At 56.4% G+C, this 25,080-nt stretch carries 20 protein-coding genes; 5 read left to right on the top strand and 15 right to left on the bottom strand.

Annotated features, from left to right (window positions below; all coding sequences use genetic code 11):
- Positions 1 to 48: 48 nt before the first annotated feature.
- The 15 genes from LC417_RS12675 to LC417_RS12605 form a co-directional block, all read right to left on the bottom strand.
- Positions 49 to 894, bottom strand: a complete 846-nt coding sequence (locus LC417_RS12675; RefSeq protein WP_052270712.1) for a VOC family protein — start codon at positions 892 to 894, stop codon at positions 49 to 51.
- Positions 895 to 914: 20 nt separating this feature from the next.
- A complete protein-coding gene (locus LC417_RS12670; protein ID WP_022624362.1) occupies positions 915 to 2,054 on the bottom strand; it encodes an amidohydrolase in 1,140 nt (379 codons plus the stop codon).
- A 2-nt stretch (positions 2,055 to 2,056) separates the two neighbouring features.
- Positions 2,057 to 3,157, bottom strand: a complete 1,101-nt coding sequence (locus LC417_RS12665) for an alkylhydroperoxidase domain protein (RefSeq protein ID WP_223565940.1) — start codon at positions 3,155 to 3,157, stop codon at positions 2,057 to 2,059.
- A complete protein-coding gene (locus LC417_RS12660; RefSeq protein ID WP_223565939.1) occupies positions 3,154 to 4,161 on the bottom strand; it encodes a putative FMN-dependent luciferase-like monooxygenase in 1,008 nt (335 codons plus the stop codon). The genes LC417_RS12665 and LC417_RS12660 overlap by 4 nt, the downstream gene beginning before the upstream one ends.
- Positions 4,158 to 5,777 carry an ABC transporter ATP-binding protein gene (locus LC417_RS12655; protein ID WP_223565938.1) on the bottom strand — a complete coding sequence of 540 codons (1,620 nt, stop codon included), beginning with the start codon at positions 5,775 to 5,777 and terminating at the stop codon, positions 4,158 to 4,160. The genes LC417_RS12660 and LC417_RS12655 overlap by 4 nt, the downstream gene beginning before the upstream one ends.
- Complete coding sequence (locus tag LC417_RS12650; protein ID WP_033768940.1) at positions 5,774 to 6,625, bottom strand: ABC transporter permease; 852 nt, start codon at positions 6,623 to 6,625, stop codon at positions 5,774 to 5,776. The genes LC417_RS12655 and LC417_RS12650 overlap by 4 nt, the downstream gene beginning before the upstream one ends.
- A complete protein-coding gene (locus LC417_RS12645; protein ID WP_223565937.1) occupies positions 6,622 to 7,563 on the bottom strand; it encodes an ABC transporter permease in 942 nt (313 codons plus the stop codon). Before LC417_RS12645 ends, LC417_RS12650 begins: the two co-directional genes overlap by 4 nt.
- 12 nt (positions 7,564 to 7,575) lie before the next feature.
- The gene (locus LC417_RS12640) at positions 7,576 to 9,210 is read right to left on the bottom strand and encodes a TIGR04028 family ABC transporter substrate-binding protein (RefSeq protein WP_223565936.1); all 1,635 of its coding nucleotides are present in this window, start codon (positions 9,208 to 9,210) and stop codon (positions 7,576 to 7,578) included.
- A 223-nt stretch (positions 9,211 to 9,433) separates the two neighbouring features.
- The gene (locus LC417_RS12635) at positions 9,434 to 10,660 is read right to left on the bottom strand and encodes an MFS transporter (protein ID WP_223565935.1); all 1,227 of its coding nucleotides are present in this window, start codon (positions 10,658 to 10,660) and stop codon (positions 9,434 to 9,436) included.
- Positions 10,661 to 10,737: 77 nt separating this feature from the next.
- Positions 10,738 to 13,092, bottom strand: a complete 2,355-nt coding sequence (locus tag LC417_RS12630; RefSeq protein ID WP_223565934.1) for a GNAT family N-acetyltransferase — start codon at positions 13,090 to 13,092, stop codon at positions 10,738 to 10,740.
- A gap of 1 nt (position 13,093) precedes the next feature.
- Entirely contained in the window at positions 13,094 to 14,386 is a 1,293-nt protein-coding gene (locus LC417_RS12625; RefSeq protein WP_154210120.1) for a lysine N(6)-hydroxylase/L-ornithine N(5)-oxygenase family protein, read from the bottom strand.
- Between the two features lie 10 nt (positions 14,387 to 14,396).
- Complete coding sequence (locus LC417_RS12620) at positions 14,397 to 15,950, bottom strand: aspartate aminotransferase family protein (RefSeq protein ID WP_187492241.1); 1,554 nt, start codon at positions 15,948 to 15,950, stop codon at positions 14,397 to 14,399.
- Between the two features lie 552 nt (positions 15,951 to 16,502).
- Positions 16,503 to 17,876 (bottom strand): PTS ascorbate transporter subunit IIC, encoded by a 1,374-nt coding sequence (locus LC417_RS12615; RefSeq protein ID WP_022624351.1) that lies wholly within the window; start codon positions 17,874 to 17,876, stop codon positions 16,503 to 16,505.
- Positions 17,877 to 17,915: 39 nt separating this feature from the next.
- Entirely contained in the window at positions 17,916 to 18,188 is a 273-nt protein-coding gene (locus tag LC417_RS12610) for a PTS sugar transporter subunit IIB (protein ID WP_223565933.1), read from the bottom strand.
- Positions 18,189 to 18,236: 48 nt separating this feature from the next.
- The gene (locus LC417_RS12605; protein WP_010247067.1) at positions 18,237 to 18,686 is read right to left on the bottom strand and encodes a PTS sugar transporter subunit IIA; all 450 of its coding nucleotides are present in this window, start codon (positions 18,684 to 18,686) and stop codon (positions 18,237 to 18,239) included.
- Between the two features lie 576 nt (positions 18,687 to 19,262).
- On the opposite strand from LC417_RS12605, the gene LC417_RS12600 reads away from it, so the two are divergent.
- The 5 genes from LC417_RS12600 to LC417_RS12580 all read left to right on the top strand — a co-directional run bounded on the left by LC417_RS12600 (position 19,263) and on the right by LC417_RS12580 (position 25,071).
- Complete coding sequence (locus LC417_RS12600; protein WP_010247068.1) at positions 19,263 to 19,997, top strand: GntR family transcriptional regulator; 735 nt, start codon at positions 19,263 to 19,265, stop codon at positions 19,995 to 19,997.
- Between the two features lie 553 nt (positions 19,998 to 20,550).
- The gene (locus LC417_RS12595) at positions 20,551 to 21,549 is read left to right on the top strand and encodes an MsnO8 family LLM class oxidoreductase (protein WP_033780263.1); all 999 of its coding nucleotides are present in this window, start codon (positions 20,551 to 20,553) and stop codon (positions 21,547 to 21,549) included.
- A gap of 23 nt (positions 21,550 to 21,572) precedes the next feature.
- Positions 21,573 to 22,724, top strand: a complete 1,152-nt coding sequence (locus LC417_RS12590) for an amidohydrolase (protein WP_167423164.1) — start codon at positions 21,573 to 21,575, stop codon at positions 22,722 to 22,724.
- A gap of 80 nt (positions 22,725 to 22,804) precedes the next feature.
- Entirely contained in the window at positions 22,805 to 24,118 is a 1,314-nt protein-coding gene (locus tag LC417_RS12585; RefSeq protein ID WP_223565932.1) for an LLM class flavin-dependent oxidoreductase, read from the top strand.
- 11 nt (positions 24,119 to 24,129) lie between these two features.
- Positions 24,130 to 25,071 (top strand): ABC transporter substrate-binding protein, encoded by a 942-nt coding sequence (locus tag LC417_RS12580; protein ID WP_223565931.1) that lies wholly within the window; start codon positions 24,130 to 24,132, stop codon positions 25,069 to 25,071.
- Positions 25,072 to 25,080: the final 9 nt, after the last annotated feature.

Genomic DNA, 25,080 nt, shown 5'->3' with positions numbered 1-25,080 from the left:
AAGAAACGCCTCACTTGAGGCGTTTTTCATCCCCTCCTGAATCTGTACTCAGGTAAACCGCAGTGCCAGGTTAAAACCTTCTGAAGACTCCACCACAATCGCCTCGGGCTGCTCATGAAAGGCAATTTCACCCGTCACCAGCGCGCGTTTAACCAGGCCGAGATCCTCCGTCTCAAAACCCAGCGCGACCATCCGGGCGCTGCCATCATAGTCTTCCGGCAGCGGGCCAAATCGCTGCTGCGCATAGTCTGCCGAAGCAAAACGAACCGTGGCAGCACCCGCGCGCAGGACAAAGGCGCCTTCGGGACAGGCGAGCACTTTAGCGGCCCCAAACAGGCGGCTATAGACCAGCGCTGAAAGCGCCGGATCCTGCGCGACAATCACAAACTCACTGATATTACGCACGCCATTGGGGTGACGCTGCCATGCCGGCTGCCATACCGCTTCGGGCGTCAGATGCTGGCAAAAAAAGCTGCGGCCATTGGGTACCAGCGAAGGGCGAATCCGTACGGTCCTAAAGTGCGCTTCACTCACCGAACCGTCGGGCAGGGTAACCGGACGATGAAAAGCCGCTGGCGGATCGCCATCCAGATCCTGCCGTTGCAGATGCTGAAACTCACTCTCTGCATCGCTGCTTTTCCACACCAGACCGCTCAATCCCAGCGGCGATTGCCAGAGATCGGCGCGCTGGCTCCCTTTGCCCGTCTCATAGCCCAGCAGTTCCAGGTAGTTCTCACCAAAAATAGCCAGGTGATTACTCGATCCCAGAGAGTGATGACCCCGTTCAGTGAGCTGAAAGCCGAGCCTTCGGAAGCGCGCGCTGGCGCTGTCGAGCTGGTCGGCCACGTTAATCACAGCATGATCAAGAATCGGTTGTGGAACCTGAACTGACATAGCAGCACTCCTTTTTTTCGTCATTGCGCCGCCACAATCTGCAACGCGCGCGGCACCAGCTGCGTGAAGTAGTCCACCGCCGGGCCAATTAACGCTTCATCAGGATCGAAGGCGGCGTGATGCAGACCAAACTCGCTGGCACTGCCGATGCTGACAAACGCCCCCGGCACCTGCTGCAGATAGAAGGCAAAATCTTCTCCGCCCATCTGCGGCGACTCAGCGTGCTCCGCGAGATAGCCACTCTGTTGGGCAACGTCCAGAGCAACATCCACCCAGCCTGGCGTGTTAATCAGGGCCGGCGGTCCTTCAGTCCACTCCAGTTCGGCGGTCGCACCAAACCCGGCGGCAATACCCTGAATCAGGGATCGCATGCGGTGCGGGATCTGCGCCCGGATTTCGCCGTTGTGGGTGCGCACGGTGCCCTCCAGCTCAACGCTTTGTGGCAGCACGTTCCAGGTATTACCGGCGGTAAAGCGCGTCACGCTCAGCACCACCGTTTCCAGCGAGCTGAACACCCGGCTCGGCAGGGTCTGCAGAGCCGTTACGATATGGCTGGCAATCACAATCGAATCGATGCCCTCCTGCGGTCGTGCGGCATGGGCGCCTTTGCCCTCAATGCGGATAACAAAGCGGTCTACGTTGGCATAAAACGCACCCGCCCGACTACGCAGCGTGCCCAGCGGCAGGTCGGGCGCGTTGTGCAGGCCGAATATCGCCTGAACGCCTTCCAGCGCACCGGCATCAATCAGCTGACGTGCGCCATTAAAGGTCTCTTCAGCGGGCTGAAACAGAATCCGTACCCGGCCTTGCAGCGTGTCTTCCTGCTGTTTCAGCTGCAACGCCACGCCGAGCATCACGGCGCTGTGAACGTCGTGACCACAGGCGTGCATCACGCCCGGCTGCTGTGATCGCCATGGGCGCTCGGTGGTTTCTTCAATCGGTAATGCATCGATATCCGCGCGCAGGGCGATCAGGGGTTCGCCATGACCGATTTCAGCCACGACGCCGGTTTTCAGCCCCAGCGGCAACAGCCGGATTCCGGCCTGCTCCAGCCAGCGGGTAATACGTTCCGTGGTGGCAAATTCATGATTCGAAAGTTCCGGATGCTGATGCAGTTCGCGACGCCACTGCACCAGTTGGTCGGTTAAAGGCAAAGTCATGATTATCCCTGTTGTTCCGGCAGAAAAGGTTCGCCCAGCGTCAGCATCAGGCGATTAGCCCAGGCAAAAAAGGCGGTTGATTGAATCAGATCGAGCAGGGCGAGCGTATCCAGACCCTGTTCACGCAGTGCAGAGAGCTGCGACTGTGTCGGCTGGGCAGGGGTCAGCGACAGCGCTGCTGAGAATTCGATGATCGCCTGCCAGCGCGCGGTGTGTCCGTGAGATAACACCGCGCCGGGTGCAACATTCAGCAGCTTCTGTACCGCTTCATCCTGCTTTGAGAGTTGGCTGGCTTTACGCGCATGGACTGAGGCGCAGTAAATGCAGCCGTTGACCTTACTCACCACGGTGGCAGCCAGTTCGCGCTCGGCGCGTGGCAGCCCTCCTGCGGTATAAAAAATGCCTTTATCGGTCAGGGTACGCTGCTCCAGCAACGGCAGATTGCGCGCCAGCAGGCGAAAATAGTCGGAGTCGGTATGACCGAATTTTGCCAGAGTCGCCTGCTCTTCCTCGCTGAATTCCGACAGCGGTTTTGCCGGCAGCCAGGGCTCCCAGCCGAGTTCCTGTTGCGTAAACGCGGTCAGGGCAGTTTTGCCGCTGGCGGTATGTAAGGCCTCGTGCCAGTGACCGGCGACTACCGGGGCAACCTCACCCGACGCCTCATCGCCCTGTAAGCTGCGCAGACCCGCCAGCAACCGGCTCTGAAAACTGACAAATGCCACCAGCTGTGCCAGTGTGACAATGCCGCGCAGGCTCCAGCCCGTCTGTTTCAAAGCCTCCAGATGTGCGGGAGCAGCAGTAACCGGCTCAAAGGTCAGGCGATGGGCAAAAGCCTGTGCCGCGTTGATCCGATCACTCCCGGCCAGACTCTCCTGTGGCTGGTAGTGCGCCTGCAGGCCGGGTTGTGCATGCCAGCCGGCAACCTGTGCGGCCAGCAGACGGCGCTCCGCCAGCGGAAAATCTTCATCACCCTGGCTAAACAACAGGGTGTAGCTACCCTGAGCATGTTGTGTGGCGGCGTGACGTGTCTGGCGCGCATGGGCCAGTTCGGAATCGGGATCGATATCTGCCAGTGTGGCGATCAAATCGTCAGGTTGATTCATGAAATTCTCCTGTGAGGTTTGCCAGCGGCACGAAGCGCGGGCGCAAGATGTTGGGCAATCAGTTCAATCGAGCGCAGCGTGTCGGCATGCGAAGGCTCAACCGAATGCACCTGGAATGAGATGTCGGTGACGCGCGCCAGTGCGCTGTCCTGCGCCAGCGAGTGCTGCACCTGATCGATGCCGCCAACATGGGCATCAAACTGCGCCAGCAGGTCATCAAAGCGTTCACCGCGTAATTCGCCACGATACTGCGCAGCCTGCTGACGAATTCCCGGTTCAGCTACCTGACGGGCATAGCGGTCAGAATCGGCCACGAATGCGGTACGGGAGGCGAGGATGCGCGGAGTGGTTCCCGCAGGAAGTGCCGCAAGATAGGCATCGATCAGCGGATTCTGCAATGCATCCAGCGGCAGCTCAGGCTGGCCCGCCGGGCGCGGCTGGGTGCGGGACAACATCAGGCCATGGCCGCCCTGAGCGGCACGGATTGCGCCCTCAACCGAGAAGGTGGCGATCCACACCCGTCCGGCAAGCTGCGGCGCGGCGGGATAGAGATGATTATCAGGATGCCCCAGTGAATCCCCGCGCCAGGCGCTGAGCAGCGTATGCAGATGGTCGGCAAAAGCGGCACCGCGCTCGGCAAAGGTCAGACCAAACGGCAAAAACGAATCCGGCGTGCCACCGGAGCCCAGCCCGATCTCCAGCCGCCCATCTGCCAGCAGATCCAGTACTGCGGCATCTTCAGCCACCCGCAGCGCATTTTCCATTGGCAGGGTGATGATGGCGGTGCCGAGCCGGATGGTGCGGGTCTGCGCGGCGACATGCGCCAGGAAGAGCAGCGGCGACGGCAGACCCCCCTCATCCTGATGAAAATGGTGCTGGGCAATCCACGCATTATCAAATCCGCAGCGTTCGGCATGCTGAATCTGTTCGGTGGCCAGCTGATAGCGCTGTTTCGCCGGCACCTTATCCAGCAGCCGGGTAAAAAATCCGAGACGTCGGCTCATGCTGACTCCTTGTGGGTTAAGGGAATAAGCGGAGGAATGGCAGCCATTAATTCCCGGGTATAAGGATGCTGTGGCGCACTGAAAATCGTGACAACGTCACCTTGCTCTGCGACTTCGCCCGCTTTTAACACCGTGACGCTGTCGGCAATCTGCCGCACCGTCGCCAGGTCGTGCGTGATAAACAGATAGGTCAGACCCAGTTCGGCCTGGAGCTGCTGTAACAGGTCGAGGATTTGCGCCTGCACCGTGACATCCAGCGCCGAGGTTGCCTCATCCAGTACCAGAATCTCCGGCTTGCAGATCAGTGCCCGGGCAAGAGCCACACGCTGCCGCTGACCGCCGGAAAGTTCGTGAGGATGACGTGACAGAAGAGAGAGCGGCAGCGCCACCCGCGTGGTCATCGCTTCTACGCGCTCACGGCGCTGACTGCGGCTCAGCCGCTCAAAATTACGCAGTGGCTCTTCAATAATTGCATATAGCGTCTGACGCGGATCGAGAGAGGCAAAAGGGTTCTGATAGACAAACTGGATCTTCCGCCGCAGCTGACGCAGCGCCTCGCCGCGTAATCCGTTGACCACGATGCCATCCAGCGTCGCCTCGCCGCTGTCTGCGGTTTCAAAACCCATAACGATGCGCGCCAGCGTGGTTTTGCCTGAGCCGGATTCGCCTACCAGTGCATGCGTAGTGCCGCGCGCCACCTGAAAGCTGACCTGGTTCAGCGCCTGCAAACGCTGCTGTTTGCCCAGCGAAAAGCTTTTCATCACGCCGGTTGCCCGGATGGCGGGGGCAGAAAAACGGGCGGTTGCAGATTTAACTCTGGCGGGTCGCTGTGGTGCCGCATCATTCAGTAACTGACGGGTATAAGGATGAGCAGGCGCGCTGATAACCTGTTCAGTGCGGCCCGATTCCTGAATCTCGCCGTGACGAAACACGATAATACGATCTGCGCGTTGCGCCGCCAGCGCCAGGTCGTGGGTGACAAACAGCACGGCGGTGCGGGATTCCTGCCGCAGGTTGTCCAGCAGATCGAGAATGCGCTTTTGCACCGTGACATCCAGCGCGCTGGTCGGCTCATCCGCAATAATGATCTCCGGCTGCAGGGCGAGAGCAATGGCGATCAATACCCGCTGCTTCATGCCGCCCGACAGCTGATGCGGATACTGCTTAACCCGTTGTTCCGGATGACTGAGGCCGACGCGAGTCAGCAGGTCAACCACCCGCTGCTGGCGCTGCGCTGACGGTAATTTCAGGTGCAGTCGCAGGATCTCTTCCACCTGTTCGCCGACCGTTTTCACCGGGTTCAGTGAATTACCGGGATCCTGCGGCACCAGACTGATGCGCGCCCCGCGCAGGGTATCGAAGCGCTTTTGCGACCACTGACTGATATCCACGCCGTTGAGCAGGATTTCGCCCCCTTCTCGGCGGCCATTTTCCGCCATCAGACCCATTATCGCCTGTGCGGTGGTGGTTTTACCGGAGCCGGACTCCCCGACCAGCGCCACCATCTCACCGGGCTGCAGCTCGAAGCTGACGTTATGTACCACCGGCTGCCAACGGTTGCCGCTGCGATAGCTTAGCGTCAGATTGTTGACCGCGAGTAACGGCTGAGCGCTCATCGGCGTCCTCCTGAAAGTTGCTGGCTGATACGGTTGGCTGCAAGCACCACAGCGACTACCACCACACCAGGAAAAGTGGTCAGCCACCAGGCGGTAGCCAGATAATTACGCCCTTCAGCGATTAACAGACCCCATTCCGGCACCGGCGGTGGGGTGCCGTAGCCGAGGAAGCTCAGAGTCGACAGCGCCAGAATCGCCTGACCAAATTGCAGGGCGGCATAGGCGATCACCGGCGTCAGCGCATTGGGAAGAATGTGACGCCACAACACGCTGAAAAAGCGGCCGCCGCTGCCGTAAGCCGCTTCGACATACTCACTGTGACGGATGCGCACCACTTCGGCGCGTGCCAGTCGGGCGAAGCTGGCGATGGAGGCAATGCCCACTGCTAATGCGGCATTCAGGGTGCCGAAACCGAGTAAAATCAGCACGCTCAGAGAGAGCAGCAGCGCCGGAATCGCCAGCAGGACATCCACTGCGCGCATCACAATTGATTCAGTTTTGCCACCGATAGCCCCTGCCACCAGACCCAGCGCGGTACCTGCCAGCAGTCCGATCGCCACCGCCATGACGGCGGCGGAGAGCGAATGGGACGCGCCGTAAACGATGCGGGCAAAAAGATCGCGGCCGAGCTGATCGGTGCCGAGCCAGTGTCCGGCCTGCGGAGCGAGTCGCTGTGCACCCGCAATTCCTTCAATCGGGCTGGCCTGGGTAAAGAGGGCCGGGAACAGGGCTGCCAGTACGGCCAGCAGCATGACTGAAACGGCGAGCCACAGGCCCGGCGAGAACTGTAAAGTGCGCCTCTTTGCCGCCACGGGTTGCCGCGCAGCAGCGTAATCAACCAGACTCATGTTGCACCTCGTAACAGCTGTAAGCGCGGGTCAAAGAGCGGCATCAGCAGATCCACCAGCAGGTTGATCACCACAAAACCCAGCGCGGAGATCATCACCACCGCCTGCAATACCGCCACATCCTGATTGTTCACCGCCTGCTGCGTCAGCTGTCCCAGACCGCCCAGGCCAAACACCGTTTCGGTAATCAGCGCACCGGCAATCAGTTCTCCCAGCAGCAGTCCCGCCACGGTGAGCACCGGCAGCATGGCGTTGCGCAGGATGTGCCGCCACAGCACATAGTGCTCGCTGGCTCCTTTGGCGCGCGCCACCGCCACAAAAGGCCGGGTTGAAACCTCATCGATGCTGCGCAACAGAATCTGAGCCAGCGGCGCTGAGATCGGAACGGCGACCGTAATAATGGGCAGAATCAGTCCCTGCCACGGTGAGGGATTGATTACCGGGATCCAGCGCAGCTGGAATGAGAAGAGCTGAATCAGGGCTATGCCGAGCCAGAAGGTCGGCACTGAGATAAACAGCGCGGGCAGTGACTGCAGCAGATTACGCAGGCCGCGCAGGGCAGGCAGCCGCGACAGTGTCGCCAGCACGAATGCCAGCAGTGTCGCCAGCAAAAAGCCGCACAGGGCCAGTCGCAGCGTGCCAGGCAGATTGCTGGTCAGCAGTTCACTGACCGGCACGCCCGCCTGCACCGAATAGCCGAAGTCGCCGTGCAGTATCGCCACCAGCGTGTGCAGATATTGCTGCCACAGCGGGCTGTCCGCGCCATAGGCCTGACGCATCTCAGCAATCTGCTGCGGACTCAGGCCGAGATCCGGATTCTGAAATTTGATCAGGACCGCATCGCCTGGCAGCACCTGCAGCAGCACAAACGACAGGGTAAACGCGGCCCACAGGACCAATACACCCAGGCCAGCGCGTTGCAGCAGATAATGACGCATCCTCACCTCCGGTTACTGTTTTTCCAGCCAGGCGCCATAGAGTGCCGGACGGCCCACCGCTTCAAAACTGACCCCTTTCAGCCAGGGCGCACCGGCATAGACCTGCGGCTCTTCGAAAATCGGAATCACATAGGCCTGGTCCAGCAGATACCGCTGAACGTCACCGGTCAGCTGTAATCGTTTTGCCGGGTCAACTTCAGCGGAGATGGCGACCAGCAGCTGGTTCAGCTTGTCATCACGGAAGTTTTTCACTTTGTCGCTGGAGCCGCCTTTCTGCAGGAGGTTATCGCGGTTAGCCGGGTAGAAACTGCTTTTGATCACGTCGGGATCGGCGCGGCCGACTTCGGTGACGTTCAGCGGGGTCTTAAGGGGGTCGAGATTATCCAGCGTTTTGCTGCCGGCATCGCCCGCTTTAACGCTGAGGGCGACGCCCGCCTGGCGCCACTGCTGCGCCACCAGTTGCAGCACCTCTTTGTTTTGCGGTTGCGGCAGTGATTCATAAACGGTTAACGCCAGCCGCTGGCCTGCTTTTTCACGGATGCCATCGGCACCCGGTTGCCAGCCCGCCTGGTCCAGCAGTGCCTTCGCTTTTGTCAGATCAAAAGTGAGTTTGTCCGCCAGATTGACGTAGCCGGCGGCGGTGGTGGCCACGACCGAGGTTGCCTGCGGATAGTTCGGCGAGAAGAGCGTCTCAACCACCTGTTTGGCATTGGTGGCGTGCAGCAGCGCCTGACGCACCCGGATATCGCTGACCAGCGGATTATCCGGACGGAAGCTGAGGCTGTCGTTTACTCCACGGGTCGGCGCGGCATAAACCGTGAAGTTCTGATCTTTAGCCTGCTTCTCGTCGTAGGCCTGCACCTGACGGATCAGGCCTGCCTGGCCCGCCAGCAGTGCACCGATACGCACGCTGTCTTCCGGCGTCACGATCACTTTTATCGCATCCAGATTGGCCGGACCTTGCTGCTGAATGTTTTTCGGTCCCCACTGATAATCTTTACGCGCTACCAGATCCACCTCCCGACCGAGCTTCTCATCACTGACCACAAACGGGCCGGAGCCGACAATGTGACGCGCATCGCCCAGCTGATCGAAACTGCGCGCCAGGGTACTCAGCGAGACCAGGCCAGAGCCAATGGTGGCGGTGCCCTGTAAAAATCCGGGCGAGGGTTTTTTAAAATAGAATTTCACCGTCAGCGGGTCGATCACTTCGCTGCGTTCATAGTTATTAATCACTTCCGATACCGGCAGGCGCAGCGCTTTATTTCCCAGCCCGTAGGTATCAAAGTTTTTCGCCACCGCGTTCGCATCTAATGGTGTGCCATCGGAAAAAGTCACGCCAGGCCGTAATTTAAATGTGTATTCGGTTTTGTCGGCGTTGGTAGTCCAGCTTTCCGCAATCCAGGGTTCAACCTGCAGCGTTTCGGGATTCTGCCAGGTTAATTTATCGGTGATCTGATTGAGAATGCCGCCATTAGGGTAAAAGCCACCGGCAGGCGGATAGAGGTTGGTATGTGCCTGCTGTTCAAGATAAATCAGCGTACCGCCTTTGACCGGTGCAGCCACCGCGTTAAAGGTCAGAGTCCCGGCAAGTAAAGTAAAAACCAGCGTTTGTGCGCGTGGTTTAAGGGGAAATAACGTCTTCATGGTGAATTCCTTTGTTATCAATTGCCTCAGCAGGCGGAATCATCATCGAATGACGCAACACACAGATAAAGTAACGATTTGGTCAAAGCTTATCTGAAAAAAATAAATGCGGGATTGGGTGGGATGTAATCTCTTTATTTCAGTTGCAGGATGGCAAATAAATTTCTGCCATCCTGCCGGGTTATATTTTATCAACGGCACACAGCGGATTCATAAGGGTCCGCTATTCCGCGCACAATTTCCGCTGGCCTGCACGCAGAAAAGCGCTGACCAGAACCAGCCACAGCAGACCGCAGATCAGGTTCACCACACTGAAGCCGCCGGTGCCGTAACTAAAATACGCGGTTTTGGCTGCTTCAATGCCCAGCGCGATGATCAGAATACTCACCATGCCGAGCATCGCTGCCACGCTGCCTTTTCCGGCGCTGCTGGAAAAAAGCGTCATGCGATAAAGTCCGGCACTGACCAGCCCGGCACCGAAGCCGTAGAGGCTAATTCCGGCAGTCAGCCACAGATAGCTTTGCGGATTTAGCACGGTAGCGGTTACTGCGATTGCCAGCCCGCAGACCACCGACCAGGCACCGAGCCGTAACGGCTGTTCAATGGGCAGACGGCTGGATAAGCGTCCCAGCGTCAGGTTGCCCGCAATCATGGCGGCGAAGACCGGCAGCTGTAATAACGCATAGCCGATGCGGCTGAGTCCCGCATCATGAATTAAAATCACCGGCGACAACGCGACCCAGGCGATGCAGGGCACGGTGACCAGCCCGATGGCCAGCGAGCCGCGCATCACCTGACGATCCTTCAGCAATGCCGCGTAACCGCTGATAATCGATCGAAGCGACAGCGGTTTCTGCCGGTCGCCTGCGGTTTCGGGCATCGCATACCACAGACCTGCCAGCGCCAGCGCCGCGACAGCGCCAATCAGCCAGAACAGGGTGCGCCATTCACCCACGGTAAGAAAAGCCGCGCCCGCCAGCGGACCGGCCAGCGGAGCCAGCAGGGCGACGTTGGCCATCAGCGCCATCATTTTGATGCTGAGCGATTCCGTAAACGCCTCCTGCACCGCCGCGTAGCCTACCGCGCCAATAAAACAGAGGCTGACGCCCTGCAGAAAACGCAGCAGGACGAACTGCTCAATGCTTTGCACCCAGTGCGTCGCCACACACGAGAGCATAAAAAAGGCCACGCCGCTGAGCAGCACCGGACGCCGCCCGATACGGTCAGAGAGGGGGCCAAGCAGCCATTGCAGCATAATGCCACCGGCCAGATAGGCGGTGAGCGAAGTAGAGACCCACTCCGGCCCGACCTTAAATTCCTGAGTCACCAGCAGCATGCCGGGCTGGATCATGTCGTGAGCGATATAGGTAGCGAACTCAAACAACACCAGCGACAGCGGAAAAATCAGATGTCGTCGGGTCAGTTGCGCGACCGGTTCGAAAGAAACCATTACAAATACCTGCGATAAAGCCATTAAATAAGCGGCCACCAGGGTGACCGCATAATTTCAGCGTGACGGTGTAACGCTTATCGCCAGCGGGCAATCGGGTTGTTCAGCGTTCCGGCGAACTTGAGGTTCTCAGCGGGATCGGCGAGGTTTATCATCTGCTGGTTATTCGCCAGCTGCAGGCGGTTCAGACAGGAGCGGGTAAACTCCGGCGCGAACATGTCATAGCGCGCGAACTTAGTGGCATGCTCCGGGTGCGCCTGCTGGTAATCCTTCACGCACTGCGCCACCGCCTGCCAGAACTCTTCCTCCGGCAGCGTTCCTGACTGATGCAGAATCGCGCTGATAAAGCGGAAGATGCAGTCAAACACATCGGTGAAGATTGAGAGCAGCTTCAGGTTCTCCGGCACATCCACGGCCAGACGCTGCACGCCTTCCGGCAGCACCGCATCCGGATTCATCACGGCGATCTCTTCGCCGATATCCTTCATGTATGCACTGACCGGCACGTTGTTCTCCAGCAGCATGATGAGGTTTTCACCGTGCGGCATAAACACCAGGTCATGCTGATAGAAGCAGTGCAGCAGCGGGCTGAGATAGCAGGTCAGGTAGCGTTCTATCCACTGCTTCGCGGGCAAACCAGAATCCGCTATCAGCGCTGGCAGCAGTGCCTGCTGATGGTGATCGACGTGCAGGAAAGAGGCCATGGTCATCAGACGCTGGCCGGGCTGCAGGCTGGCCGCAGGATTATCCCGCCACAGCGCAGCGAACATCTTTTTATAGGCGGAGTCGCCTTTGATCGCCTGCTCATAGTAGCGGTTGTGATAGCCGACCGCCGCGACTTCGCGCAGGATGCGGAAATCACAGCGATTCAGCCACGCATCGCCAGCAACCAGTTGTTCCAGCCAGCCGTTTATCGCAGGCGTTGTCGCCATATAGTAGGGGGACAGTCCGCGCATAAAGCCCATGTTCAGCACCGACAGGGCGGTTTTCACGTAGCGCTTCGCGGGCTGGCTGCGGTTAAAGAAGGTGCGGATCGACTGCTGCGCCTGGTAAGCATCGTCTCCGGTGCCGAGATAAACAATATCGTGACTGGCGATGTCTGCCGCAAACACGGTCAGCAGCTTGTTCTGCCACTGCCACGGATGCACCGGCATCAGGATATACTCCTCAACCGCCAGCCCTTTATTCACCAGCTGCGCAGTAAACTGCTCCAGGGTGGTGTCGCCCAGTTCATCACGCATCAACTGCTCATAGCTCAGCTCGCTGAGGCTGGAGAAATGGGCGTTGCGGCGATGAACCGCGACCCAGATGAGGTGAACGGGCGCGGCGGCCTCGGGCGCATACGCCAGATAATCATGGGCATCAAAGCCAATACGCCCGTTGTTGGCAACAAAGCAGGGATGGCCTTCGGTCATCGCCGCTTCCACCGTCTGGAAATCGGCTGAGACCAGCGCCTGGCTGTCAGGATTATTCTTCTGCAGCTTATAAACGCTGCTGCACAGCGTGCTGCTGATCTCTTCCATGTAGGTCGCCAGCAGTGCCTGTGTAATACCGATCTCCCCGTTAAACTCCACGATAAACTTCAACGCATCCAGCGGCAGATCACGACCGTTCTCCTGCTTGCGCAGTGAGCCGGCATCGATTTCCCAGTGATCCAGCGCCAGCCGCGACGCCCGGAAATGGTAGCTCGCTTCACCGCCTGGCACCGCAAGCTGATAGCTGCCGTTGCCCGACTCCTGTGGCGTAATGATTTTCTCATGCGCGAACTCGGCAATCGCTTTCCGGATCAGCATGCGGTTTGCCTGCGCCCAGTGGTCGCCCGTGAGATGTGTACCGTTCATCAGCGAAGAGGGGGTGTTCATAGTCTGCGACTCCTGCAGTAACGCGTGTTGATAATCTTCCCGCTGGCAAAAGGCCAGCCAGGCGGTTTTATGACCCATGTCGATGGTGTGCTGATAGCGGAACCCGGCACGCTTATTCAACACGTGAATCTTCTCATTGCGCACATCTGGCTCTACCACCACGCGGCGCACCTCGGGGCGGCTGAACATGTAGTCCATCACCAGCGTGAAGACCTGCCAGCTGAAGGCTCTGATCGGCTGGCTGGCGGGGGCAATCAGAATATGCATGCCGTAATCATCGGGTGCGGCAGGATAAAATTTGCCGACCTCATCGTCGCAGGCGCGATAGCACTCAATCAGGCAGACCGGCTGGTCGTTGCAGCAACCAATCAGCGCAGCATGGGGATCGGCTGCAGTCAGCGTCTGATAGAACTCAGCGACCTGATTCAGGCTCTGCTGCTGCATGCCCCAGAAGCGGGCGTAATCGCGGGTGACCCAGCTATGAACCAGCGGCGCATCGCTGGCGAGCATGGGCCTCAGGGTGAACTGGCCTGCGGGGCGGGCGGCGCTGAACAGTGTTTGTGAACTCATCTCAGTGCTCCGATTTAGCCGGGAAGGTCTGGAAGGCAATCTGACGCTCGATCGGGTAGACCTCGCGTCCTGTCAGTTCGCGCAGCAGCACCGAGTTGCGGTAGCAGGCCATGCCGAGATCCGGCGTAACAAAACCGTGGGTGTGCAGTTCGGCGTTCTGCACGAAGATCTGATTGTGATAATCGATGCTGTAGTTGCGCTGCACGTCGTAGCGGCCTTTGTCATCCCAGCGCAGGCGGGCGTTGATGCCCTCTAAAAACATCGGTGGCTGGTAGTGATAGCCGGTCGCCATCACCAGTCCTTCGGTGCGACGAGTGAAGGTGCAATCCTGCTCCTCCTGATGCAGCGTCAGCTCGAACTCTCCCTGTGGCAGCCAGCGCATAGCGGTCAGCGCCGAGTGAGTAAACAGGTTAACGTTCAGATCGCCGTCGAGCTGTTTGACATACATCAGGTCATAAATGTCGTTAATCAGGCTGCTGTTGATGCCTTTGTAGAGATTCTTGTGGCGCGCATTCAGTTCGTCGCGGGTGCTGGCGGGCAGCGCGTGGAAATAGTCGACCCACTCCGGCGAAGTCATCTCCAGCGTGAGCTTAGTGTACTCCAGCGGATAGAAGCGCGGCGCGCGGGTGATCCAGTTGAGCTGATAGCCAAAGCGGTCGATATCGGTCAGCAGGTCGTAGTAGATTTCTGCCGCGCTCTGGCCGCTGCCCAGCACGGTGATGGAACGCTTCTGCTGCAGTTCCGCTTTGTTGACCAGATAGTGGCTTGAGTGCGTCAGGCGCTGGCGGTGCGGCTGGCTGCACTCCGGCATCCAGGCTTTAGGCCCGGTGCCGAGGATCAGATGTCGTGCCAGATAGTTCTGTTTCTGACCATTCCGGGTGTCGGTCACCTGAAGGTGATAGACGCCAGCCGCCTCATCGTAGCTGACATACTCAACGTGGCTGTTCCAGCGCAGATTAGAGAGCCGCGAACTGGCCCACTGGCAGTACTGATTATACTCTTTGCGCATCAGGAAGAAGTCTTCACGGATATAAAAAGAGTATAATTTCCCCTTTTCCTTCATGTAGTTAAGCAGGCTGTAAGGGCTGGTCGGATCGGCGAGCGTCACCAGATCGGCCATAAACGGCGTCTGCAGATGGGCATTTTCCAGCATCATGCCGGTGTGCCAGTCAAAGCCCGGGTTCTCATCCAGGAAAAGACCGTTCAGTCCCTCAACCGGCTCACTCAGACAGGCCAGACTCAGGTTGAAAGGGCCGATACCGATACCAATAAAATCGTAAACGGAATTATTCATTTCAGAGCTCTCACTGTTTCGCCGCGTTCAGCGCAGACGCACGTACCTGCTCGCGGCCATAGTGCGCGATCAGGCTCAGCACATCTTCGATGTCGGCGATGGTCGTGGTGGGATTTAACAGGGTGAATTTCAGGTACTGACGCCCATCGACTTTGGTTCCGGCAATCACTGCGTTGCCGGAGCGGAAGAGCGCTTTACGGATAGCGGCGTTGATTTCGTCGATCTGTGCGTCGCTGGCGTTTTTGCCGGGCACGTAGCGGAAAATCTGGGTGGTCAGCTCAGGCGCGTGCAGCACTTCGATAGCAGAATGCGCAGTTAACCGCTCATGAGCCGCCTGTGTCAGCTCTATCAGCGTATCGAAAGCGTCACCCAGCGCCGCCGGACCCATCACGCGCAGGGTCAGCCACATTTTTAGCGCATCAAATCGGCGGGTGGTCTGAATGCTTTTGTTGACCAGGTTCGGCGTGCCTTCCTGCTGGGCGCTGAGCGGATTCAGGTAATCTGCATGGTGCGTGACATGCTTCAGGTTGTGGCTGTCCCGCACAAAGAACGCACCGCAGCTGACGGTCTGGAAGAAAGATTTGTGATAATCGACGGTGACGGAATCAGCCCGTTCAATGCCATTCAGGCGTGAGCGATGATTCTCTGAGACCAGCAGCCCACAGCCGTAAGCGGCGTCAACGTGCATCCACAAACCATAATTGTCACAGAGACGGGCAATCTCCGGCAGCGGATCGATGCTGCCAAAGTCCGTGGTGCCGCTGGTGGCAACCACAGCAATCGGGATCAGCCCTTCACTGCGACATTTTTCGATCTCCTGCGCCAGGCACGCTGCGTCCATACGGTAGTGGGCGTCGTGATCAACGGCGATAACTGCGTCATAGCCCAGCCCTAAAATCGCCATCGATTTCTGGATGCTGAAGTGGCTGAGTTTGGAGGTAAACACTCGCCATTTCGACGCGGTCTCAGGCAGGCCGCGATGTTTAATCAGATGCCCCGGATGATGTGCCGCGCACCAGCTATCACGCGCCAGCAGCATTGCCATCAGGTTGGACTGGGTGCCGCCGCTGGTGAAGATCCCATCAGATCCGGCAGGCAGGCCGATGCGGCCAAGCGTCCAGTCGATCACCTTCTGCTCAATCAGCGTACCGCCTGCGCTCTGATCCCAGGTGTCGACCGAGCTATTCACTGCCGCCATAATCTGCTCAGCCATCAGAGAGGGCAGCACGACCGGGCAGTTCAGGTGCGCCAGATATTTAGGGTGGTGAAACCAGACGGCGTCACGCAGATAGAGCTGACTCAGCTCTGTCAGGGCGTCATCGTTGTTACCCAGCGGACGATCGAGATCGACCTCACTGAATTCCGCCGCCAGTTCATGGGGCAGGATACCGCTGAAAGGCTTCTCAACGCCGGTAACGGTACGGGTCATCAGCGCCAGCACCTCCTGAGTCTGCTGCGACCAGGCCGCCAGTTGCTGATCGTTAAAAATAGCCGTTTCGGCACCGCTGGCATTGGATGCTGGCGCGAGATCCTGTGCCGCCTGAGTGGATGAGCGTAAAAGCATGTTCAGTTCCTGTGCGTTAATACCAGTGACCCTGCCGACGTAAGGTCAGCAGCGTTGGATGTCCGCTCAACAACTCCAGTAAACATAAAACTAACTAACCAGATAAAAACCCTGACCATTAGATGGATTAGTGTTTTCACCTTAAAAAGAGTAAATACCGCATATCATTTGTGGATTTGGCAGCGTTAAACGCTTTGTTATATGCGGATGAGAGTGTAAATGTTAATCATTATCATTCAAATGTTTTGTTGTTAAATTTTATTTATTAGTATGTCTAATGTTGAAAATGTGATGTTGATCACTTTTCTGAATCGGAATAATCCTTTTTTTACGCGGTTTAGCGCCATCAGATGTCAGGTAATTGGGATTGCGATTAGTGGCTATTGGTCAGGGGTGGGCGAAAACGAGTGGTAATAATAATTTTAGTTGGCGCTAAATGAGGCTCATTCTGATTGGTATTCAGGCGGGGCATAAGCGGAGCTGTAAAGCAGGTTACACACAAACAACCAGAAAGCGCTCATTGCCCTTTCTGGTTGCCATTAAGCGTTCTGATTACCCTGCATTTGTTTCTACAGGTGTCTTCTTTTTAGCCGTAAAGTTATAAATCACTAACAAGCCAAAAATGCCGGTGATAATCATGGTGATGGTTCCCTTATCCATAAAGTGAGCCATATTACCCAGCAGGATGCCGGTGACGCCGAAGTCGGTATCCGAGAAGGTGGTGTTGGTCAGCCCTATCTGTCCGAGTACCGGCAGCAGGGCGACAGGCAGGAAGGTAATTAACAGGCCATGAGCAAAGGCACCGCAAATCGCCCCACGCTTGCCGCCGGTCGCATTACCAAACACGCCAGCCGTAGCGCCACAGAAGAAGTGAGGAACCACACCCGGCAGAATCAATACCCAATGCAGCTGACCGAGAACAAACAGCCCCACCAGGCCACCGACAAAGCTGGAGATAAAGCCAACCAGCACCGCATTCGGGGCGTAGGGGAAAACAATCGGGCAATCCAGCGCCGGTCTGGCTTCCGGCACCAGTTTTTCTGAAAAGCCGGTAAAGGCAGGGACAATTTCAGCCAGGATTAAGCGCACACCCTGCAGAATGATAAAGACACCCGCCGCGAAGGTAATGGCCTGGATAAAGGAGTAAACCAGGTAGTTCTGACCATTGCTGAAGTTAGCCTCTACATAGTCTTTACCGGCAGACACCGACAGGATTAAGTAGATAATCATCATCGTCAGAGAGATAGAGATGGTACTGTCGCGCAAAAAACTGAGGTTTTTTGGCATGTTCATCTCTTCGGTGGATTTAGATCCTTTACCTACCAAAGAGCCGATCCAGCCTGATAAGACATAGCCAATTGTCCCGGTATGCGCCAGCGCGACATGGTCGCCACCAATGATCTTACGCATATAGGGCTGGGCGATTGCCGGGAAGGTGGCCATCAGAATGCCCAACAGCAGTGAACCGGTGTAAATAAGCTGAATACCTTCAAAACCAGCAACCGATAAAATAATCGCGATCATACAGGCCATATAAAACGTCACATGCCCTGACAGATAGATATATTTCAGTCGGGTAAAGCGGGCGACTACGATGTTGGCGACCATGCCGAAGGCCATGATCATCGTGGTAGGCGCACCATATTTTGCCAGAGCGATAGAGACCATCGCTTCGTTATTAGGAATGATGCCCTGAACATCAAACGCATGTTTGAAAATGTCGCCCAGTGGCGTCAGTGAACCGACCAGAACGGTCGCACCGCCTGCCAGCACCAGGAAGCCCAGAATAGTTTTTACCGTGCCCTTGATAACATCAGGAAACGGCTTCTTCTGCGCAATCAGTCCGAAAAATGCCACCAGTCCGACTAATATAGAGGGCACTTTCAGCACGTCGACGACGAACTGCAAAAGATTTTGAGTAAACATATTAACCTCGAGGGTAAGGTGTTTATCTAATTATTAGCGTCACTTTTTCTCAAAATACTCACGTATTTTCTGCTCCACTTCTTTCAGGTCAATGATGTTATTAACGATGATGACCTTCTGTTCAGGAAGGTTTGCGCTATAAGCAATGTCTTTGGCCATAACAAAAACATCCGCCACATCGGGGGTGACAGAGCCGAGATCCGAATGTTCCACTTCAGCTTCAACACCGATCGTTTTAAGCACTTTCTTGATGTTCATTTCCATCATGAAGCTGCTGCCTAAACCTGAACCACACACCGCCATAATTTTCATATCAAACCTCATTAACTAATGATTAAAAGTCGCGTTTCAACGGGCAGACTAAACGCCTGATAAAATCGTCATGAGCGCTTCTTTGCTGCTCGCATTGAATATCTGCGCCATGATCTCTTCATCGGACAGCACTTCCGCCAGCTGGGAGATCATTTCGATATGGCTATTACTGTCCGGTGCGGCAAACATGAAAATAGCCTTCACCGGATCGTTTTCTTCGGAGTCAAATTTCACTGCTGTACCCAGCAGCACAATCGACAACCCCAGTTTGTGTGCGCCTTGTTCCGGGCGTGCGTGGGGCATGGCAATCTGCGGCGCGATGACAAAAAAGGGGCCGATCTCCTCTTTTTGCTGAATAATCGCATCAATATAATCCTGCGATATTGCGCCCTCACTCAGCAGAGGACGTCCCGCAATAACTAACGCTTCCTGCCAGTCAGTCACGCTTTCGACGTACTGGATTTTCTCGTTATTTAACCACTTAGCCAGGTGTGACATCGTCTTACTCCTCCTGTTTAAATGCGCAATAAAATTTAACTAAACGCATAAACCGTGTGGCGTTTGCCTGCTCCCGGTTGCGCATAACCCATCTCATATAAAATTTTCTCAACCGGAACAGGGCCTGTTATGCATTCCGATTTTTCATAAATTCCTGAGTATGTACAGTCAGTTTCCCTCAAAACCCCCGTTATCACTTTTTTAGATAAACTTTCTGTCAGCAGAGCGAGACAAAAATCGAATGTAGTAAAAGGTGGTAACATCCTTAAAAGTCATGATTTTCATGGGCTTATTAAAAAAATATTTTCTCATTGTTCAGATGGGGTTATATTTCACAACGGTCATCACATCTGTACATGTTAAAGGTGTCTAGTCATCCTGATGATGTCCTTCGACGTGTACGGACACAACATGTAAAGTTAAAATATTGCTTATCAGGCTTAACATCAGTGCCAATTTGATAAGTTGATCACATATTCAGCTAGCGGAAGTGGTACTCATCCGGCAATGTCAGGCAGAACTGTACTGACACGGATTAGAGGGAGTCTGTCCTTCACTCAAACGGGAAGAAAGCCAATGGTTGATGGCATTACTGAAAAACAAAAAGAGGTTGTTGATTACATCCTCAATAAAATTAAGGATGATGGCCTTCGACCCGGAGAGAAACTGGATACCGAAATATCAATTGCCAAAAGCATCGGCATTACTCGCGCAACGGTGCGTGAAGCCACACGCATTCTGGTGGAGCAGCAGAGAATTTACCGGGTTAAAGGGTCGGGTATTTTTGTCGGTTCTACGGAGATGAGTAGCCAGGCGAACCGATATCATGTGCTTTCACCTTTTGATTACCAGGCGCAAAGAAATGGCCATAAAGGTGTAAGAAAAATCATATCGGTCAGCATAATCAAGGTTCCTTCTGCTGATATCGCTCAGGCGCTGCGTATTAAAAACAGCGATCAGATCTATAAAATTTTACGCCTGATGTGTTTCGATGACATCCCGGTAGCTCTGGAACATATTCACCTGCCGGTTAATATGTTTAGCAGCATGGAGTTCAGCAAGCTGGAACTGTCAAAATATGCCTACATTGAAGAAGTTACCGGTAAGAAAGTGCAGCTAAGGGACCAGCATTTAACGGCCGTCAATCTTACGGATACACAGTCGCTTACACTGCTTAATTTAGCGGAAGGGGATGCTGTCATTCAGCTTAATGAAACTGTTTATCTCGACGACGGCGTTCCATGTGAAGTCAATGTGGCGCTTATCAACACCCGATTTTTCCCGTTGAAACAAAATTCGCAACGGCCTTAGAAAAATAATCTTGTTTCTGGGCTCAATGCTTTGCTGTGCCCGGATATGACCCTATCAGACAGATTCATGCCCGGTTTACACCTCTCATTACAGTAGAGGATCTTAATTCCGGATAATGTATAAGGTCCTGTAAATCATCTGGCAGTTGCAATGAGTTATCTCTGACTCAATTGCATTCTTCATATGCTTATTTATCTATCTGGCGACCCGTGCTTCAACATCCTGTGAAGAATGTATTTCAATGCCATGAATTCAGGCTGTCTGAATTTCTGCAGTCGCGGCTAACAACAGCTGTCATCTCTCCATACGTAAGACGATTTTCTGCAAACCTTTGCCAGTTCGCCGATTTTACTCACCTGAATATCAGGCAACAAATAGCGTTATACGCAAAATATCTGCCTGATTACCTGTTTCAGAGCCCGTTTTCCCTCTTTCACTTCTCACTGTTCTCCATTATGACGAAATCAATAATACATAAAACAATATGATGTTTTACCAATGATCGACTGCGCAGCACACTGGTCTGCAACCGGAATAAACAAGGACCAGGTGAATGGCATATCGATTAAGTCTGTTAGATAAAGCGCCCGTGCTGCAGGGTGAATCACCCACCGCGGCGCTGCAGCGCACGCTGCAGATGGCGCAGCGGGCAGAGGAGTGGGGTTATCACCGCTTCTGGCTGGCGGAACATCACAACACCGCGCAGCTGGCCAGTCCTTCACCTGAGGTATTGATTGCCTGGATCATTGCCCAGACACGACATATTCGCGTCGGATCGGGCGGCGTGATGTTGCAGCACTACAGCCCTTATAAAGTGGCAGAGAATTTTAACCTGCTCGCTTCGCTGGCACCGGGCCGTATTGACCTCGGCGTGGGCAAAGCGCCGGGCGGACTTCCACTCTCCACCCATGCGCTGCAACAGGGTGTTGATGCCGCTAAAAAAGGGAGCTTTGCCGAACAGCTTCAGCTGCTTGATAGCTGGCTGAAGCCCGGTCAGGCTGATCCTGATGACGAGGGTTTAGCCGCCACGCCACTGCCGTCACGTCCGGCGAACCGTTTTCTGCTGGGTGCCAGTGAAGAGAGCGCCCGTCTGGCCGCCAGTCTGGGCTGGCAGTTTGTCTTTGCCGCTCACCTTAATGGCGACCGCCAGTTGCTGGAGCATGCGCTGAGTACCTACTCCCGCCTGAGCCAGGGTCAGCGCGCCCTGGTGGCCGTGCAGGTGGTGGTGGCCGACTCACCCGCCGGGGCTGACCTGCTGGTAGCCAATCTTCGTCACTATCATGTAGCGGTGAAAGATGGCCCGAGCGTCAACGTTGCCAGTCTGGAACAGGCGGAGCGCTATGTGCGTCAGGGTGGATACCGCGATTATCAGATTGAGCCGCGCACGCCGTCACTTCTGAAAGGCACGGCGGCGCAGGTTCATGCCCAGCTGGACGCGCTGCATCATAATTTTGACATTGATGAGTTTGTTATCGACACGCCGATTACCGAGCCGGTTGCACGTCTGCAGTCACTTGAACTGTTGGCCACGCATCATCTGGTCGCAGCCTGAACCCCCGTCAGTGGAGAGTCATCATGAACCCTGAGTCACAACTGATTGAATGGCGACGCGAACTGCACACCTGGCCGGAGCTGTCGGGTCAGGAATTTGCCACCACCGCGCGACTGCGGGGCTGGTTGCAGGCGGCGGGCATCCGGCTGCTGGACTATCCACTGGAAACCGGCCTGGTGGCAGAAATTGGCAGCGGAGAGACGGTGATCGCGCTGCGCGCCGACATCGATGCGCTGCCGATCCATGAGGCGAGCGGGGTGCGTTTTCACTCCCGCCATCCTGGCGTGATGCACGCCTGCGGTCATGACCTGCACAGCGCGGTGATGCTGGGTGCGGCCTTAAAGCTCAATTCACAAGCCGATCGGTTAGCTGGCCGGGTGCGCATCCTGTTCCAGCCCGCTGAAGAGATAGCGCGCGGTGCGCATCAGTTCATTGAGGCGGGGGTACTGGATGAGGTGCAGGCTATCTTCGGAATGCACAACGAGCCTTCGCTGCCCGTAGGCACCTTTGCCACCCGCAGCGGGGCGTTCTACGCGAATGCTGACAAATTTATTATCCGCGTCACCGGCAAAGGCGCACATGCCGCGTATCCGGAGCAGGGTGTCGACAGCATTGTGACGGCCAGCCAGATTATCCAGGCGTTACAGGGACTCACCAGCCGCAGCTTCAGTGCCCTGGACAGTCTGGTACTGAGCATTACCCGCATCGACGGCGGCAAAAGCTGGAATGTATTACCCGGCGGCGTTGAGTTTGGCGGCACGGCCCGAACCCACGATTTACAGGTGCGCGCCGAACTGGAACAGCGGGTGCGCACGCTGGTTGAGCACTTCGCCGACGCCAATGGCGCGCAGGCAACCCTGAGCTGGCATCCTGGCCCGCCAGTGCTGATTAACGATGCGCACTGGGCGACCTTCAGCAGCGAAGTGGCGCAGCAGGCGGGCTATCGGGTGCAGACCGCCGATCTCCATCTGCTGGGTGAGGATTTTGCCTTCTATCTGCAACAGGTGCCGGGGGCGTTTGTCAGCATCGGCAGCGCCAGTGACTTTGGTCTGCACCATGCCAGCTTTACCCCGGATGAGGCGCTGATTGCGCCCGCCGCCGACTACTTCGCCCGACTGGCCCGCCAGGCGCTGCAACATCTTAACGCGCGATGTCGGGAAGCCATTCTGAACTGAATTCATCTGCAACCCGCTAAAGCACGACGGTTCTGACCACCGTCGTCGGGCATCGCTACGACTAAAAAAGAGAGAGCATCATGACCACAAGACAACTTCGGCTGGGTACCATTCTGCATGGCGCATCGGGAAACATGTCTGCCTGGCGCCATCCGGCGGCGCAGGCCGATGCCAGTATTAATCTGGATTACGCCAAAAAAATCGCCCGCAAGGCGGAGCAGGGCAAACTCGATTTTCTGTTTGTCGCCGACGGGTTGTTTATTAACGAAAAGTCGATCCCGCACTTTCTGAATCGCTTTGAGCCGCTGACGCTGCTCTCGGCGCTGGCGGGCGTCACTGAACATCTGGGGCTGGTTGGCACGGTATCGACCTCTTACAGCGAGCCCTTCACCGTGGCGCGTCAGTTTGCCAGCCTTGATCATCTCAGCGGCGGGCGTGCAGGCTGGAACGTGGTGACGTCACCGCTGGAAGGCTCGGCCAAAAACTTCTCACGCCAGCAGCACCCGGAGCACGCATTGCGTTACCGCATTGCCGATGAGTATCTGCAGGTGGTGAAAGGATTGTGGGATTCGTGGGAGCAGGATGCTTTTGTGCGTGATAAGGCGAGCGGACAATTTTTCGATCCGGCGAAGCTGCACACGCTCGATCATCACGGTGATTTCTTCCAGGTACAGGGGCCGCTGAACATCGCCCGCACGCCGCAGGGTCGTCCGATTATCTTCCAGGCGGGCGCATCCGACGACGGTAAAAAACTGGCGGCGCGTCATGCTGACGCCATCTTCACCCATCAGCCGTCGCGTGAAGAGGCGCAGGCATTTTACCAGGATGTGAAACAGCAACTGGTGGCGAATGGCCGTCAGCCAGACGATTTGCACATCTTCCAGGGTGTCAGCGTGATTGTTGGCGATGATGCAGAGGACGTGGAGCGCCAGTATCAGATCACGGCGGCGCTGGTGTCGATTACCGATGCGCTTAACTACCTCGGGCGTTTCTTCGACCATCACGACTTCTCACAGTATCCGCTGGATCAGCCGTTCCCGGATATCGGTGACATCGGTCATAACAGCTTCCGCAGCACCACCGACGAGATCAAACGCAAAGCACAGCAGCATGGGCATACCCTGCGCCAGGCCGCGCTGGAAGCGGCAACACCACGCCCGCTGTTTCACGGCACGCCGGAAGAGGTGGCGGATGGCCTGCAGCTCTGGTTTGAAACCCAGGCTACTGACGGCTTCATCATTAATGGCGGCACTCCCGATACCTTTGAACGTTTTGTCGACCGCGTGGTGCCGATTTTGCAGGCTCGCGGCCTGACGCGCCGCGACTATCCGGGCAGCACGCTTCGTGACAGCTTCGCCCTGAAACAACCCGTTAATCAGTTCACCTCACAATAAGAGCACAAGCCATGAACAAAACATCGCGTCTTATCGCCCTGCTTATTCTGGCGGCCAGTAGCCATGCGCTGGCTGAAGATACCAGCGTCTCCTATAACGGCCAGCGCGTCAGCCTTGAAGCTAACAAAGCGCCGATCAATACCGTGAAGAATCCGGAGGCGATCGCGCAACTGCCTGCGGGTCATCGTTTTGTGGTGCCGGGTTCCTTTACCGTGGCAGTCGCAGCGCTGAACTCCCCGCCGTTAACGGTGTTTTCCGATGACAACAAAACCCTGCTTGGCAGCGAAGTGGATATTGCCCGGCTGGTGGCTGACAGCCTGGGATTAAAACTCAACGTGGTGCCAGCGTCCTGGGAAGACTGGCCGCTGGGCGTGGCCTCGGGCAAGTATGACGCGGCGATCTCCAACATTACCGTGACCAAAGATCGTAAAGAGAAGTTCGACTTCGCCACCTACCGCAAAGATTCACTGGGCTTTTATGTCAAAACCAGCAGCCCGATAAAGTCACTGACCAAAGCAGAAGATATTGCCGGGCTGAGGATCATTGTGGGATCCGGCACAAATCAGGAGGCGATTCTGCTGGCGTGGGATAAAGAGAATCAGGCAAAGGGACTGAAAGCCTTTACGCCGGTATATACCAAAGATGATGCCGCACAGACGCTGGCGCTGCAGGCTGGCCGGGCTGATGCCTACTTTGGTCCCAATGTGATTGGTGCCTGGAAAGCGGTACTGACCGGTAAAACCCGTCTGGTCGGCAGCGTCGATGGCGGCTGGCCCAAAGCGGCGCACATTGCCGTTACCGTGAAGAAAGGCAGCGGCCTGGCGGAACCGATCAGCACCGCGCTGAACGGCGTGATCGGCAACGGTGACTATCAGAAGGTGCTGAACCGCTGGGGTGAAGGTGTTGAGAAGATCGATCGTTCTGAAATCAATCCCGCCGGGCTGGGCGACTAAGGAGCTGAC

Source organism: Pantoea sp. OVA07A, from assembly GCF_019969975.1.
In the GTDB taxonomy this organism is placed as follows: Bacteria; Pseudomonadota; Gammaproteobacteria; order Enterobacterales; family Enterobacteriaceae; genus Pantoea; species Pantoea agglomerans.
The sequence above is the reverse complement of the archived record's forward strand: the minus strand, read 5'-3'. Positions and strand labels throughout refer to the sequence as shown.

Bases quoted from the DNA above. Each gene is read 5' to 3' on its own strand.
- LC417_RS12655 (WP_223565938.1), bottom strand. From the start codon at position 5,777: ATGAGCGCTCAGCCGTTACTCGCGGTCAACAATCTGACGCTAAGCTAT.
- LC417_RS12645 (WP_223565937.1), bottom strand. From the start codon at position 7,563: ATGCGTCATTATCTGCTGCAACGCGCTGGCCTGGGTGTATTGGTCCTG.
- LC417_RS12585 (WP_223565932.1), top strand. From the start codon at position 22,805: ATGACCACAAGACAACTTCGGCTGGGTACCATTCTGCATGGCGCATCG.
- LC417_RS12650 (WP_033768940.1), bottom strand. From the start codon at position 6,625: ATGAGTCTGGTTGATTACGCTGCTGCGCGGCAACCCGTGGCGGCAAAG.
- LC417_RS12610 (WP_223565933.1), bottom strand. From the start codon at position 18,188: ATGAAAATTATGGCGGTGTGTGGTTCAGGTTTAGGCAGCAGCTTCATG.
- LC417_RS12625 (WP_154210120.1), bottom strand. From the start codon at position 14,386: ATGAATAATTCCGTTTACGATTTTATTGGTATCGGTATCGGCCCTTTC.
- LC417_RS12630 (WP_223565934.1), bottom strand. From the start codon at position 13,092: ATGAGTTCACAAACACTGTTCAGCGCCGCCCGCCCCGCAGGCCAGTTC.
- LC417_RS12600 (WP_010247068.1), top strand. From the start codon at position 19,263: ATGGTTGATGGCATTACTGAAAAACAAAAAGAGGTTGTTGATTACATC.
- LC417_RS12615 (WP_022624351.1), bottom strand. From the start codon at position 17,876: ATGTTTACTCAAAATCTTTTGCAGTTCGTCGTCGACGTGCTGAAAGTG.
- LC417_RS12580 (WP_223565931.1), top strand. From the start codon at position 24,130: ATGAACAAAACATCGCGTCTTATCGCCCTGCTTATTCTGGCGGCCAGT.
- LC417_RS12635 (WP_223565935.1), bottom strand. From the start codon at position 10,660: ATGGTTTCTTTCGAACCGGTCGCGCAACTGACCCGACGACATCTGATT.
- LC417_RS12675 (WP_052270712.1), bottom strand. From the start codon at position 894: ATGTCAGTTCAGGTTCCACAACCGATTCTTGATCATGCTGTGATTAAC.
- LC417_RS12620 (WP_187492241.1), bottom strand. From the start codon at position 15,950: ATGCTTTTACGCTCATCCACTCAGGCGGCACAGGATCTCGCGCCAGCA.
- LC417_RS12640 (WP_223565936.1), bottom strand. From the start codon at position 9,210: ATGAAGACGTTATTTCCCCTTAAACCACGCGCACAAACGCTGGTTTTT.
- LC417_RS12660 (WP_223565939.1), bottom strand. From the start codon at position 4,161: ATGAGCCGACGTCTCGGATTTTTTACCCGGCTGCTGGATAAGGTGCCG.
- LC417_RS12605 (WP_010247067.1), bottom strand. From the start codon at position 18,686: ATGTCACACCTGGCTAAGTGGTTAAATAACGAGAAAATCCAGTACGTC.
- LC417_RS12670 (WP_022624362.1), bottom strand. From the start codon at position 2,054: ATGACTTTGCCTTTAACCGACCAACTGGTGCAGTGGCGTCGCGAACTG.
- LC417_RS12665 (WP_223565940.1), bottom strand. From the start codon at position 3,157: ATGAATCAACCTGACGATTTGATCGCCACACTGGCAGATATCGATCCC.
- LC417_RS12590 (WP_167423164.1), top strand. From the start codon at position 21,573: ATGAACCCTGAGTCACAACTGATTGAATGGCGACGCGAACTGCACACC.
- LC417_RS12595 (WP_033780263.1), top strand. From the start codon at position 20,551: ATGGCATATCGATTAAGTCTGTTAGATAAAGCGCCCGTGCTGCAGGGT.